This is a genomic window from Microbacterium sp. SW12 (assembly GCF_055391095.1).
Genome location: NZ_AP024335.1, coordinates 2,253,615 through 2,266,876, shown reverse-complemented (window position 1 = coordinate 2,266,876; position 13,262 = coordinate 2,253,615). Strand labels below are relative to the sequence as shown.

General features: G+C 67.9%; 9 protein-coding genes and 1 pseudogene. 4 read left to right on the top strand and 6 right to left on the bottom strand.

Annotated elements, in window-relative coordinates; all coding sequences use genetic code 11:
* Both MICSW_RS11470 and MICSW_RS11465 read left to right on the top strand, forming a co-directional pair.
* A complete protein-coding gene (locus MICSW_RS11470) occupies nt 1-639 on the top strand; it encodes a DNA-directed RNA polymerase subunit beta (protein WP_464495956.1) in 639 nt (212 codons plus the stop codon).
* 516 nt (nt 640-1,155) lie between these two features.
* The gene (locus MICSW_RS11465; protein WP_464495955.1) at nt 1,156-2,040 is read left to right on the top strand and encodes an aminodeoxychorismate lyase; all 885 of its coding nucleotides are present in this window, start codon (nt 1,156-1,158) and stop codon (nt 2,038-2,040) included.
* 82 nt (nt 2,041-2,122) lie between these two features.
* On the opposite strand, the gene pstB is transcribed toward MICSW_RS11465, so the two are convergent.
* From pstB to MICSW_RS11445, 4 genes are all read right to left on the bottom strand, one after another.
* Entirely contained in the window at nt 2,123-2,902 is a 780-nt protein-coding gene (pstB, locus tag MICSW_RS11460; protein ID WP_228176818.1) for a phosphate ABC transporter ATP-binding protein PstB, read from the bottom strand.
* 16 nt (nt 2,903-2,918) lie between these two features.
* Complete coding sequence (gene pstA, locus MICSW_RS11455) at nt 2,919-4,010, bottom strand: phosphate ABC transporter permease PstA (RefSeq protein ID WP_228176819.1); 1,092 nt, start codon at nt 4,008-4,010, stop codon at nt 2,919-2,921.
* Nucleotides 4,010-4,972 carry a phosphate ABC transporter permease subunit PstC gene (pstC, locus tag MICSW_RS11450; RefSeq protein ID WP_292730361.1) on the bottom strand — a complete coding sequence of 321 codons (963 nt, stop codon included), beginning with the start codon at nt 4,970-4,972 and terminating at the stop codon, nt 4,010-4,012. Before pstC ends, pstA begins: the two co-directional genes overlap by 1 nt.
* Before the next feature lie 129 nt (nt 4,973-5,101).
* A complete protein-coding gene (locus MICSW_RS11445; protein ID WP_348681467.1) occupies nt 5,102-6,205 on the bottom strand; it encodes a phosphate ABC transporter substrate-binding protein PstS in 1,104 nt (367 codons plus the stop codon).
* Between the two features lie 176 nt (nt 6,206-6,381).
* Here MICSW_RS11445 and MICSW_RS11440 point away from each other — a divergent pair.
* Nucleotides 6,382-10,400, top strand: a pseudogene (locus tag MICSW_RS11440) (Pls/PosA family non-ribosomal peptide synthetase).
* Nucleotides 10,397-11,767 carry a M1 family metallopeptidase gene (locus MICSW_RS11435; RefSeq protein ID WP_292727537.1) on the top strand — a complete coding sequence of 457 codons (1,371 nt, stop codon included), beginning with the start codon at nt 10,397-10,399 and terminating at the stop codon, nt 11,765-11,767. The pseudogene MICSW_RS11440 and the gene MICSW_RS11435 overlap by 4 nt, the downstream one beginning before the upstream one ends.
* Here MICSW_RS11435 and MICSW_RS11430 read toward each other — a convergent pair.
* Nucleotides 11,764-12,321, bottom strand: a complete 558-nt coding sequence (locus MICSW_RS11430) for a 4'-phosphopantetheinyl transferase family protein (protein WP_228176824.1) — start codon at nt 12,319-12,321, stop codon at nt 11,764-11,766. The genes MICSW_RS11435 and MICSW_RS11430 overlap by 4 nt on opposite strands.
* Complete coding sequence (locus tag MICSW_RS11425) at nt 12,318-13,256, bottom strand: NUDIX hydrolase (protein ID WP_292733971.1); 939 nt, start codon at nt 13,254-13,256, stop codon at nt 12,318-12,320. The genes MICSW_RS11430 and MICSW_RS11425 overlap by 4 nt, the downstream gene beginning before the upstream one ends.
* Nucleotides 13,257-13,262 lie beyond the last annotated feature (6 nt).

Here is a 13,262-nt window from a genome sequence, read left to right as displayed (position 1 = left end):
GTGAGTGACGACCCCCGGCCCTACCACAAGCCCGTCCGCAGACCTGCCGAGCTGTTCGACCGGCTGTTTGCTGCCGAGGACCCCGCCGAGGTCTCCCGTGTCGCGCACTCGACGGCGCAGGCGCTGTTGTCACGCGTTCGGGCCAGCCCCGACGAGGCCGTCGTTGACAGGCTTATCGCCTTCACCGCCGAGCACGGGATCGACGACATCGCGGAGCTATGGTCGCGCTCACCGGCCAAGACTCTGCCTGGGGCGCTCTGGCGGCTCTACCTCGTGCAGCTGATGATCCATGACGACCCGAGCACAGCGGCTTTGACGTACGAGCGGGGGCGCGCAGCTCTCGACACGGCGGATGCCCTGATCGCCGGGGCGCCCGTTCCGGCAAGCCCCGACGAGCTCGTCACTCTCGTCGACACGATCCTGCGAGGGCTCTTCCGCGGTGACTTTGCGGTAGCTCTCGATCGCGCCGCCGCGTTCTGCCGTGTGCAGGCGGCTGGTGCCACATACCTGGCTGATGACTACGACGCAACCGAGTCAGACCGCAGCGCCGCCTTCACGACCCGCGCGCTGCGCTTGAGTGACTACGCATCCGACCTGAGCGCCTGCGCGGCCCTCTGGCGCCGCGAATCCCTCACCTGATCAAGGGCCGCAGCGCCCGACCTCGCTCCCCGCCTCGGTATCCTGCCCCGGCATCGTGGCGCGAACCCACATCATCGGTCGCGAGCCCGCAGGTTTCGGGCGTCGGATGCTGTGGGCTGGCGCGGAAAGGCGTGGGTTCAGCGCCTCCGTCCCGGTCAGCTGGCCGCAGCCGGTCAGCCCCTGACCTCGGCATCCTGCCCTGGCATCGTGGCGCGAACCCACACCATTGGTCGCGAACCCAGAGGTTTCGGGCGCTGAATGCTGTGGGTTCGCGCGTGAGCGTGTGGGTTCGACACTCGGAGCGTGCGGGTTCAGCGACCTGGGGGTGGGCGCGGGAGGACGGAGTCGCGGCGGACCTGCAGGCCACCCAGACACGAAAGTGCCGGGCCGCAGAACGCCTCTCGGCGCGAGGCCGCTCGTAGCGGCAGAAGATGGAGCCCGGGGTTACTGCGGCCCGGCTATGACAGTCTAACCGCGTCACCGGACTGGGTATTCCCGACGCGTAGGCTTCATCGCATGGCCACGACTTTCGCCCTCATGATCCAGCCTGCTGAGGCGGATGCCGACCGCACCGACTTCGCTGATACGTTCGCCTCGGTGGATCCCGAAGCCCCCGCGCTGAGCGTCGGCGAGCTGAGCACGCAGCGCGGCGACGGCATCTTCGAGTCGATCGGCGTCGTCGACGGTCACCCTCAAGAAGTCGACGCCCACCTCGACCGGCTCGCCCACTCCGCGCGGATTTGCGATCTTCCGGCGCCGAACCTGGCGCAGTGGCGTGCTGCGATTGCCGCGGTGGCCGCGCACGCCCCGGCGGGAGAGTCGGTCATCAAGCTCATCCTCAGCCGCGGTATCGAGCACGGGCCGACCCCAACCGCGTGGGTCACGCTCGCACCCGCGGCTGACTTCACCGCGGTGCGCACGAACGGCATCCGTGTTGTGACGCTCGACCGCGGCTACGACTCCACGGTCCCGGCGCGCGCGCCCTGGTTGCTTCTGGGGGCCAAGACGCTGTCGTACGCCGTCAATATGGCGGCGCTTCGTGAGGCTCGCCGTCGCGGGGCGGATGACGCGATCTTCGTCACCACCGACGGCTTCGTGCTCGAGGCTCCCACGGCGTCCCTGGTGCTGCGCCGCGGGGACCGGTTCATCACTCCGGCGCCGACCGGCGGCATCCTGCACGGCACGACGCAACTGAGCATGTTCGCCTACCTCGAGGAGCGCGGCTACGAGAGCGGGTACGAGCAGATCACGACCACGTCGCTCGCGACCATCGACGCAGCGTGGCTCGTGTCGAGCGTTCGTCTAGCAGCGCCCATCACCTCGATCGACGGGTCGTCGATCCCGACGGATGCCGCTTTCACGGCCGAGCTGAACGCCTATCTGCTCAGCGCCCGCGACTGACGCTCAGCGGCGCGAATCGTTGTGACCGAAACCGAAGAGGGGGCGTAGCCGACAGGCCACACCCCCCATCCGTTCCCGGTGCTTATCCGAAGCGGCCCGAGACGTAGTCCTCGGTGTCCTTGACCTTCGGGCGGGTGAAGATGGTGGTGGTCTCGTCGTACTCGATGAGCTTGCCCGGCTTGCCGGTGCCGGCGATGTTGAAGAACGCGGTCTTGTCGGACACGCGCGAGGCCTGCTGCATGTTGTGGGTCACGATGACGATCGTGTACTCGCTCTTGAGCTCCTCGATGAGGTCTTCGATCGCGAGGGTGGAGATCGGGTCCAGGGCCGAGCAGGGCTCGTCCATCAGCAGCACGTCCGGTTCGACAGCGATGGCGCGAGCGATGCACAGGCGCTGCTGCTGACCACCCGACAGACCCGATCCGGGGCGGTCGAGGCGGTCCTTGACCTCGTTCCACAGGTTCGCGCCCTGCAGCGACTTCTCGACGAGCGCATCCTGGTCGCCCTTGGACATGCGCTGGTTGTTGAGCTTCACGCCGGCGAGCACGTTCTCGCGGATCGACATCGTCGGGAAGGGGTTGGGGCGCTGGAAGACCATGCCGACCTGGCGACGCACGAGCACGGGGTCGACGCCTGCGCCGTACAGGTTGTCGCCGTCGATCAGCACCTCACCCTCGACACGGGCGCCCGGGATCACTTCATGCATCCGGTTGAGGGTGCGAAGGAAGGTGGACTTGCCGCAGCCCGAGGGGCCGATGAAGGCGGTTACCGAGCGGGGCTCGATCGTGAGCGAGACGCCCTCGACGGCGAGGAAGTTGCCGTAGTAGACGTTGAGGTCGTTGACATCGATGCGCTTGGACACGGATATTCCTTCGGGTTCAGCGACCGGTCTTGGGCGCGAAGAACTTCGCGACAAAGCGGGCGGCGAGGTTGAGCACCATGACGATCAGGATCAGGGTCAGGGCCCCGGCCCACGCGCGCGAAATCGCGGCGTCGGGGTTGGTGCCCTGGTTGGCGTACTGGTTGTAGACGAACACGGGGAGGGTCATCATGTTTCCATCCCAGATGTTCCAGTTCATGCTCTGCGTGTAGCCGGCGGTGAGCAGCAGCGGAGCGGTCTCTCCGATGACGCGGGCGATCGCCAGCATGACACCGGTGGTGATACCGGCGATGGATGTCGGCAGCACGACCTTGACGATCGTGAGCCACTTGGGAACACCGAGCGCGAAAGACGCCTCGCGCAGTTCGTTGGGAACCAGGCGCAGCATCTCTTCGGAGGATCGGACGACGACCGGGATCATGAGCACGCTCAGCGCGATGGCGCCTTCGAAACCTGACGAGTATCCGGCTCCGAAGAAGATGACAAACACGGCGTAGGCGAAAAGACCCGCGACGATCGAGGGGATGCCGGTCATCACGTCGACGAAGAACGTGATCGCTCGAGCGAGCTTGCCGCTGTTGCCGTACTCGACGAGGTAGATCGATGTCATGAGGCCGATCGGCACCGAGATGATCGTCGCGGTGAGCGTGATCATCAGAGTTCCGGCGATGGCATGCAAGGCGCCGCCGCCGTCGCCGATGACGTTGCGCATCGACTGCGTGAAGAAGTCGAGGTCGAACCGGGCAAGACCGTTGACCAGAACCGTGAACAGCAGGGAGATCAGCGGCAGGAGAGCGACGGTGAACGCTGCCGAGACCACCGCGGTGATGAATCGGTCAGTCGCGTTGCGGCGTCCCTCGACGATGGATGCCACGACGAAGATCAGGATGGCGTACAACACCGCGCCCAGGAACACAGCGGCGACGATGTTGTAGTTGGCGACGGGCTGGTCGATGTTCAGGAGGAAGAACACTAGGCCCATGACCAGGAGGGAGCCTGCGAGCAGGAGCCAGCTCGTTCCCCGGGGGAGCCGTCCGTTCGAGAAGTTGTTGACGCCAGAACGCGTCGCGGTGGCGGTAGCGGTGGACATCAGTTGGCTCCCGAGAACTCAGCGCGGCGGTTGACGATCCAGCGAGCGATCGCGTTGACGGCGAAGGTGACGACGAACAGAACGAGGCCGGTGGCGATCAGCAGGCTCACACCTGTGCCGTATGCCTCGGGGAACTGCAGGGCGATGTTCGCCGGGATGGTGGTCGGGTTGGTTGCGGTCAGCAACTCGAAGGTCACGACTCCCGATACCGAGAGCACCATCGTGACGGCCATCGTCTCGCCGAGTGCTCGACCGAGTGCGAGCATCGCCGCCGATACCATGCCACCGCGGGCGAAGGGCAGCACTGCCATCTTGATCATTTCCCAGCGGGTGGCGCCCAGGGCGAGAGCCGCCTCTTCATGAAGCACTGGCGTTTGCAGGAAGACTTCGCGGCAGATCGCGGTCATGATCGGCAGCACCATGATCGCGAGCACGAGGGCGGCTGTGAGGATCGTGCGGCCGGTGGCTGACACCTGGCCGCTGAACAGCGGAATCCATCCGAGGTAAGTGTTCAGCCACACATAGAAGGGCTGCACGAACCCGGCGAGCACCAGGCCGCCCCAGAGGCCGAAGACCACCGAGGGCACGGCGGCGAGGAGATCGATGATGTACCCAAGGACGGCTGCCGCCCGGCGCGGTGCGTAGTGCGAGATGAACAGGGCGATCCCGATCGCGAGCGGCGCGGCCATCACCAGCGCGAGGATCGATGACCAGATCGTTCCGAACACGAGCGGCCAGGTGTACTCGAGGAAGGTCCGGCCCTTCAGGAGCGGGTTCTCGTCCGGGGGAGTCGTGAAGGCGGGGATGCTCTCGATGACCAAAAAGATCGTGACAGCGGCCAGGACCGCCAGGATGATGATCCCTGCCCCGAGCGCCGTTCCCGAGAAGACGAGGTCTCCCGGGCGTTTCTTGGCGTGGATCTTCGCCGGGGCTTCGGGTCCCGCGTCCGTGGTCGTCGCCATCCGTGTGTCCTTCGTGTCGAGTCCGGGTCAGGCTCAGCGAGAGCTCCGGTGAAACCGGCTCTCTCGCTCAGCCCGCCCCGTTCAGTACATCGTGAATGTACCGAACGGGGCGGCCGAGAGGGAGGTTGATCAGCCGATCAGGGCGATTGCGGCGTTGACCTTCTCACGCAGCGAGTCCGAGATGGGGGCCGAGCCGGCGTTCTCCGCAGCGGCATCCTGGCCCTCGGGGCTGGCGATGTAGGTGAAGTAGGCCGAGACGAGCTCCGCGATGTTCGCGTCCTCGTACTCGACACAGCCGATCTCGTAGCTCACGAGGGCGATCGGGTAGACCCCGGCCTCTTCGGTCGCGTAGTCGATGTCGAAGACGATGTCGCCCTCGGTGCGGCCTTCCTGCAGGGGCGAGGAGTCCACGATCATCGCGGCGGCCTCAGCCGAGTAGGGGACGAATTCGCCGCCGACGCCGACCGACACGGTGCCCAGGCCGCTGACCTGCGACGCGTCGGCGTACGTGATGGTGCCGTTGCCGTTCTTCGTGGCGTCGACGACGCCCGAGGTGCCCTGTGCGGCCTCGCCGCCCGAGATCGGCCATTCTCCGTCGGGCTCGTAGGTCCACACCGAGGGGGCTGCGGCCGAGAGGTAAGAGGTGAAGGTCTCGGTCGTGCCCGAGTCGTCGGAGCGGTGCACCGGCGAGATCGCCAGGTCGGGGAGGGTGACTCCGTCGTTGAGGTCGGCGATCGCAGCGTCGTTCCAGTTGGTGATCGTGCCGGCGAAGATGCCCGCGATGACGTCGGCGCTCATGTTGAGCGAGTCGACGCCCTCCAGGTTGAAGGCGACGGCCACCGGGGAGATGTAGATCGGAATCTCGACGATGCCGGCCGAGCCGCCGTCGGCGCACGCTGCGAAGGTGTTCTCCTCGATCTCCTCGATCTTGAACGCGCGGTCCGAGCCGATGAAGTTGCTGGCGCCGGCGATGAAGTTCTCGCGGCCCGTGCCCGAACCGGTCGGCTCGTAGTTGACGGTCACGTCGGGGTTCGCGATCTGGAAGTTGGCGACCCAGGCCTCCTGCACGGCGGTCTGCGACGAAGCGCCGGTCGCGCCGATGGTGCCCGAGAGGGTCGATTCGGTGGGCTCGGTGGTGGAGCCGCCGTTGGACTCGTTTGAGGCGCAGCCAGCCAGCGCGAGGGTGGCGACGGCGGCGACAGCGCCCAGTTGGGCGAAGCGGGTGATCTTCACTGTGAATCCTTCACTGTGTCGGGGTATATATGGCGGGCCCGGTGCAGGGCACTGACGTGACGGTAGACAGCGACTCTTAAGGGATCGGTTGGTAGAGGTGAACAGCAGGTAAACGGGCTCGGGCGGTCTGCAGCGTTTCCCCTACCCGGCACGACGTGCCCCGGTACCGTCGGATCGTGACTTTCGACCAGGCGGCATTCCTCGATCGGGCCGCTCACGCCGCTGCGCCGCGTACGCTCGTCGACATCCTGCAAGAGACGGTGCGTCGCCATCCCGAGGCTTCCGCGATCGATGACGGCGCGGGGCCGGCGGTGAGCTACCGGGAGCTCGCTGCCCGGGTCGCTCTCACCGCCTCGCGCCTCGTGGCCGCTGGCGTGCGGCATGGCGATCGCGTCGGCATCCGCATGACGTCGGGCACCAAAGAGCTCTACATCGCCATCCTCGGTGTGATGGCTGCCGGCGCTGCATACGTGCCGGTCGACGCGGATGACACGGAGGAGCGCGCCGCGCTCGTATTCGGGGAGGCGGGCGTTCGCGGTGTCATCACCGGTCGCGGCCTGTACTCCCCGAGTGCGCACGCGTCCGGTGAGGATGCCGCGGAACCGTCGGATGTGACGGCCGAGATTCCAACCATCGATGACTCCGTCGACGAGGAAGCCGACGAAGACGAGGACCTGTTCGCCGGCGAGGCCCCGCGGGGCACACGCGAGCGCTCGACGTCCTCGCCCAGCCGTCGCCGGATGACGACGCGTGGATCATCTTCACCTCCGGCTCCACTGGGGTCCCCAAGGGTGTTGCTGTCACGCACCGGTGTGCGGCGGCGTTCGTGGATGCCGAGAGTCGCCTGTTCCTGCAGGAGGAGCCGCTCGGGACCTCCGACCGGGTCCTGGCGGGACTGTCGGTGGCGTTCGATGCGTCCTGCGAGGAGATGTGGCTCGCGTGGGCGCACGGAGCCTGCCTCGTTCCTGCACCGCGTGCCCTGGTTCGCTCCGGGGTGGATCTTGCGAATTGGCTTGCGCGACAGGGGATCACGGTGATCTCGACGGTTCCAACCCTCGCCGCGATGTGGCCGAGTTCGACGATCGACAACGTCCGGTTGCTGATCTTCGGCGGCGAAGCTGTGCCGCCCGAACTCGGGACGCGCCTGGCAGCCGAGGGCCGCGAGGTCTGGAACACCTATGGTCCTACCGAGGCGACTGTCGTCTCGTGCGCTGCGCCGCTCGTGCCCGACGCCCCGGTCCGCATCGGGCTTCCTCTCGAGGGCTGGTCGCTTGCGGTGGTGGATGCCGAGGGTGTCCCGGTCTCGGAGGGGGAGAGCGGCGAGCTGATCATCGGCGGCGTCGGGCTCGCTCGCTACCTCGACCCGGCGAAGGATGCCGAAAAGTACGCTCCCATGCCGACGCTGGGGTGGGATCGCGCCTACCGCTCGGGCGATCTCGTGCGCTACGAACCCGAGGGGCTCGTCTTTCTGGGGCGAGCCGACGATCAGGTGAAGATCGGTGGGCGGCGCATCGAACTCGGTGAGGTCGAGGCTGCCCTGCAGGATCTTCCCCGGGTCACCGCCGCGACTGCCGCGGTTCGCACGTCGGAGGCCGGCAACCCCGTCCTGGTCGGGTACATCGTCGTCGACGATCCCGACCTCTTCGATCGTGCCGCAGCCCGAACGTTCCTCGCAGACCGCCTGCCCGCCGGCATCATGCCCCTGTTCGCGCTGCTGCCTGACCTTCCGGCGCGCACGTCGGGGAAGGTCGATCGCGCAGCGCTGCCGTGGCCGGTTCCCGGGGCAGAGCAGCCGGTTGCGGGGCTGTCCGAGAACGAGGCATGGCTGGCTGAGCAGTGGCAGGCTGTGCTCGGTGTTCCCGCTGAGGATCGCGGGTCGGATTTCTTCGACCTCGGCGGCGGGTCGCTCGCCGCTGCGCAGCTTGCTTCGCGGGTGCGGGTGCGGCTTCCCGAGTTCACGGTCGCCGACATCTACGACATGCCCCGCCTCGGGGCCATGGCGTCCCTTCTTCCGAAAACGGATGCCGCCGCCGACGCGTCTGCCGCCGCGTTCCACCGCGCCGTCCCCACCCCGGCCACCACACGGCTCGCCCAGACCCTGCTCGGGGCGCCGCTGTTCATCCTGTCCGGCATCCGGTGGCTCCTCTACCTCCTTACCGCGAGCGCGCTGTTGCAGCTCGGCGGTGGCTTTACGTTCCTCCCGGACGTGCCGTGGTGGGTGCTCGTCATCGGCCTCCTCGTCTTCGCGACCCCGTTCGGGCGCATGTCGATCGCGGTGATCGCGGCCCGAACGCTGCTCGCGGGACTGCAACCCGGTGACTATCCGCGCGGCGGCGGCGTGCACCTGCGACTGTGGCTGGCCGAGCAGATCGCCGATCAGGTCGACGCCGTCGGGTTCGTCGGAGCGCCGTGGGTCACCTACTACGCGCGGGCGCTGGGGGCCTCGATCGGCCGCGACGTCCACATGCACACGCTGCCCCCTGTCACCGGGATGCTGGAGGTCGGCGACAACGCGGCGATCGACCCCGAAGTCGATCTCAGCGGCACGTGGGTCGATGGCGACACGGTGCGCGTGGGCGGCATCCGGATCGATGCGGATGCCGTGATCGGTGCCCGTAGCACGCTGGCTCCCGGCACAAAGATCGGTCAGCGGGCGCGGGTAGCTCCCGGATCGGCGGTGTTCGGACGGGTCAAGCCCGACCAGGCGTGGGCAGGCTCGCCCGCGGTGCGGGTCGGCGAGCCCGCCGCCGACTGGCCCGCGGAACACGCGCCCGCTCCCCACCGGTGGCTCTGGGCCTACATCGCCTCCTCGCTTGGCCTTGCCCTGCTGCCGATCGTCGCGTTCGCCGCCGGCGCCGGCGTCATGGCGCTCGCGATGCGGGACGCGCAGACGCTCGCCGAGGCTACGCTTCTCGGCCTCGCGTGGCTCGTGCCCGGCATCCTGATCGCCGGTGTGGTCTTCGCCGGCACCGTCGTGCTGGCGGTGCGCCTGCTCTCGCTCGGCCTTCGCGAGGGAACCTACCCGGTGCGCAGCCGGCTCGGCTGGCAGGTGTGGACGACCGAGCGCCTGCTCGATTCGGCACGCACCGTGTTGTTCCCCCTCTATTCGAGTCTGTTCACGCCCATCTGGCTCCGGATGCTGGGCGCGTCAGTCGGACGCAACGTCGAGGCATCCACGGTGCTGCTGATTCCGTCGATGACCACCATCGACGATGGTGCGTTCCTTGCCGATGACACGATGGTCGCCTCCTACGAGCTCGGCGGCGGATGGATGCGTGTCGACGGTGTCAGGATCGGCAAGCGTGCCTTTGTCGGCAACTCCGGGATGGTCGCGCCAGGGCACCGCGTGCCGAAGGACGGACTCATCGCGGTGCTCTCTGCGGCGCCGGCGAAGGCAAAGGCGGGGTCGTCTTGGCTCGGGTCCCCGGCAGTGCGCCTCCGACGGGTCGTGGCCAGTGTCGATGAGTCCCGCACCTATGAGCCGCCCGCAGCACTGCGCGTTGCGCGGAGCCTGTGGGAGCTGTCGCGGATCGTTCCCGTGTTCGTGACGGGGCTCATCGGTTTCGGAGTGCTCATGACCCTGGCCGCCCTGTGGAACAGCATTGGACCGTGGTGGACGGTGCTGCTGTCTGGCATTGTCATGCTCGTCGCCGGCGCGGCGGCGGCTGCTGCCACGACAGCCGCCAAGTGGGCACTGGTCGGTCCGATCCGCGCGGGCGAGCATCCGCTGTGGTCGAGTTTCGTGTGGCGCACCGAGGTGGTCGACACCTTCACCGAGATGGTTGCGGCGCCGTGGTTCGCGCGGGCGGCATCCGGAACCCCGGCACTTGCGGTGTGGCTGCGGTCCCTGGGTGCACGAGTCGGCCGCGGAGTATGGTGCGAGACCTACTGGCTGCCCGAGCCCGATCTCGTGCACCTCGGCGACGGATCCACCGTGAACCGGGGATGCGTTGTGCAGACTCACCTGTTTCATGATCGGATCATGAGTATGGATGCCGTCACCCTCGAACCCGGCGCAACGCTCGGCCCGCACTCGGTTATCTTGCCCGCGGCCTCGATCGGCGCTCACGCAACCGTGGGGCCCGCCTCGCTGGTCATGCGCGGCGAGAGCGTTCCGGTCGGTTCTCGGTGGAGCGGAAACCCCATCGGCCCGTGGCGCGCGGTGAAGATCCGCGCGTACCAGGCGGCCCCGTGAGTCCGAACAGCACCGAGCAAGCTGGCGCAGAGACCCCCGAGGCGCGCACCCACGACGCCTACACTCCCCAGAGCGGCGACACCTCGTTCGACGTCGAGGCCTACGCGCTCGATCTGAGCTACCGCGTCCGCACCAACAGGCTCGAGGGGTGCGCGACCCTCAGCATCCGGATCGTGGTCGCGACGTCGTCGATCGCGCTCGATCTCGTCGGCCTTCGGGTCAGTCGGGTGCGCATCGAGGGACAGCGTCGCACGCCGCACAAGCAGGGCCCGCGCAAGCTCCGCGTCACCCTGCCGCGCACGATGCAACCGGGGGAGACCCTGACGCTGACGATCGAGTATGCGGGCGCGCCCGCGCCCCGCCGATCCCGCTGGGGGACGATCGGCTGGGAGGAACTCACCGAGGGCTCGCTCGTCGCATCGCAGCCGATCGGCGCGCCGACGTGGTTCCCGTGCAACGATCGCCCCGGTAACCGGGCCACCTACACCATCCGAGTCGCGACGGATGCCGAGTACACCGCTGTCGCCACCGGCGTACTGCAGTCGCGTACGCGCTCGGGCGGCCAGGTCAGCGCCGAGTACACGATCGGAGTGCCGACGGCGACGTACCTGGTTGCTGTCTACGTGGGACAGTTCGAATCGCACCGGCTCGATGATCGCATCGTCGTTGCCTCACCCCCGTCCCTTCGCGCCGACGTGAAGCGGGCTCTCGGGCCCCTGCCGCGCATGATGTCGGCGTTCGAGGAGCGGTTCGGGCCGTATCCGCAGGAGAACTGCACGATCGTGGTGACAGCGGATCCGCTCGAGATCCCACTGGAGGCGCAGGGCACCGCCGTCTTCGGCGCAAACCACCTCGACCCCGACTCGGAGCGACTCGTTGCTCATGAGCTGGCCCACCAGTGGTTCGGCAACAGCGTCGGGGTGGCGCGGTGGCGTGACATCTGGCTCAACGAAGGATTCGCCTGTTACGCGGAGTGGCTCTGGTTCGAGGCGGCCGGCGCGGAGACCGCCGATGGCGCTGCCCGCCGGGCTCACGCGAAGCTCGCGGATCTCGCGCAGGACCTCGTCATCAGTGATCCCGGCGCCGACCTCATGTTCGATGACCGGCTTTACAAACGCGGGGCACTGACCCTGCACGCCGTGCGTCTGACGATCGGCGACGAGCCGTTCTTCGATCTGCTGCGCGGGTGGTGCGCGGCGTACGCGAACGCCTGCGTTACTACGGCCGACTTCCGGCGCTTCGTCGCCGAGGCCGGTCACGACCTCGAGGCGCTGCTGGAGGACTGGTTGGACGACGGTCCGCTTCCCTCTCTCCCACCGGGGCCGGGTACGTCCAAGAGCTCCGCAAAGAAGAAGTCGTCGCGCTAGGCGTCGGCAGATTCGATGCGAGCGAGTGCGGCGCTGACCAGAATCCCCGGGGGTCCTGTGAGATCCCAGCCGAGAACCGCATCCGCGCGCCCCGGGACGCGGGCACGCCACGACGCGCCTGCACCCTGGTCAGTGCCGGTGCCGCCCAGGATGTGAACCGCTCCGGGTTCGATCCGCAGTCCCCGCCTATCGGCCTTGAGCGCGGCTTCCACCCGCACCCAATCGCGCGCGGACGCAGATCCCGCGCCGAGGACACCGTCAAGACCTGCCCGGTCGCGCCGAGTATCGACCTCGGGCTCGGCATCCACCCCCACGCTCCCGGCCTCCGCGGGTGCCAGTGCCACGACAGCCCACTCGGCTGCGTACGACACGCTCGCGGTAACCGCCGCGCCCTCGAGCTCCACGGGGCCGTGGTCGCCACCGCAGCGCGGGCACCTGTTCGAGAGCCGGATGCCGGACTGGCCGATCAGGTCGCGCAGGAGCCGCCAGGCGGTCTCGCGTCGGGAGTCACGATCCGCAGCCACGGCCCAGCCGAGCCGGATCAGTCCGCTCACGCGGGAGGCTGGTGCGTCTCGATCGCGACGATCCCCGAACCCGGATTGTCGGTGGACAGGTGCACGACGGAGAAACCTCCGGTTGCCAGCCCTGAGGCGTTACCCAGGTGCGAACCCATGAGCGATCCGGTTGCCATCGCCAGTTCCTGGATGATCTCGGGAAGCACCGGGCCGTGGCTGCACAACACCGCCGGTTTGCGGGAGCGCACGCGCTGCCCGACGACCGTGCGGGCGTCGGTCGCACCCTCTTCCCACGCATCCTGGCTGATCAGCGGCGAATAGTCGACACGGCGCCCCAGAGCGGCAGAGAGCGGGCCGACGGTCTTGGCACACCGAACCGCGGGGCTCGACACGATCCGGCGCGCGCCGAACGCGAGGAGCGGTCCGACGAGGGCGTTAGCCTGTTTGCGTCCGCGAGGAGCCAGCGGGCGCGAGGCATCCGGCCCGTCCCATTCGTCGGCGGGCACCGCCTTGGCGTGGCGCAGCGCGATGATCGGGAACGTGCGCAGCACATCCTTGTCGCGGATCTCGAGGAACTTGTCCAGGATCTCGACATCCACCGGGTAACTGAGCTTGGCGCGCGCCTTCTTGGCCGAGACCCACTCGAGCGCCGCGATCTCTTTGTTCGGGACGAACGAGGATGCCTTGATCGCTGCGTCCGTGGCCTCCGCTGCCCAATAGTGCACGATCTTGTCGCGTTTGGAGGGCATGTGATAGGTCGAGACACCCACGGGGACGCCCAGGGAGACGCGGATGCCGGTCTCTTCGTGGATCTCGCGGACGGCGGTCTCGGCGAGAGTCTCGCCGGGATCGACCTTTCCCTTGGGAAGGGTCACGTCGCGGTACTGCGTGCGGTGGATCAACAGGATGCGGAGCTTGCCTTCAACGATGCGCCACAGCACGCCGCCGGCTGCGTAAACGATGTTCTCTGACATGGTGGG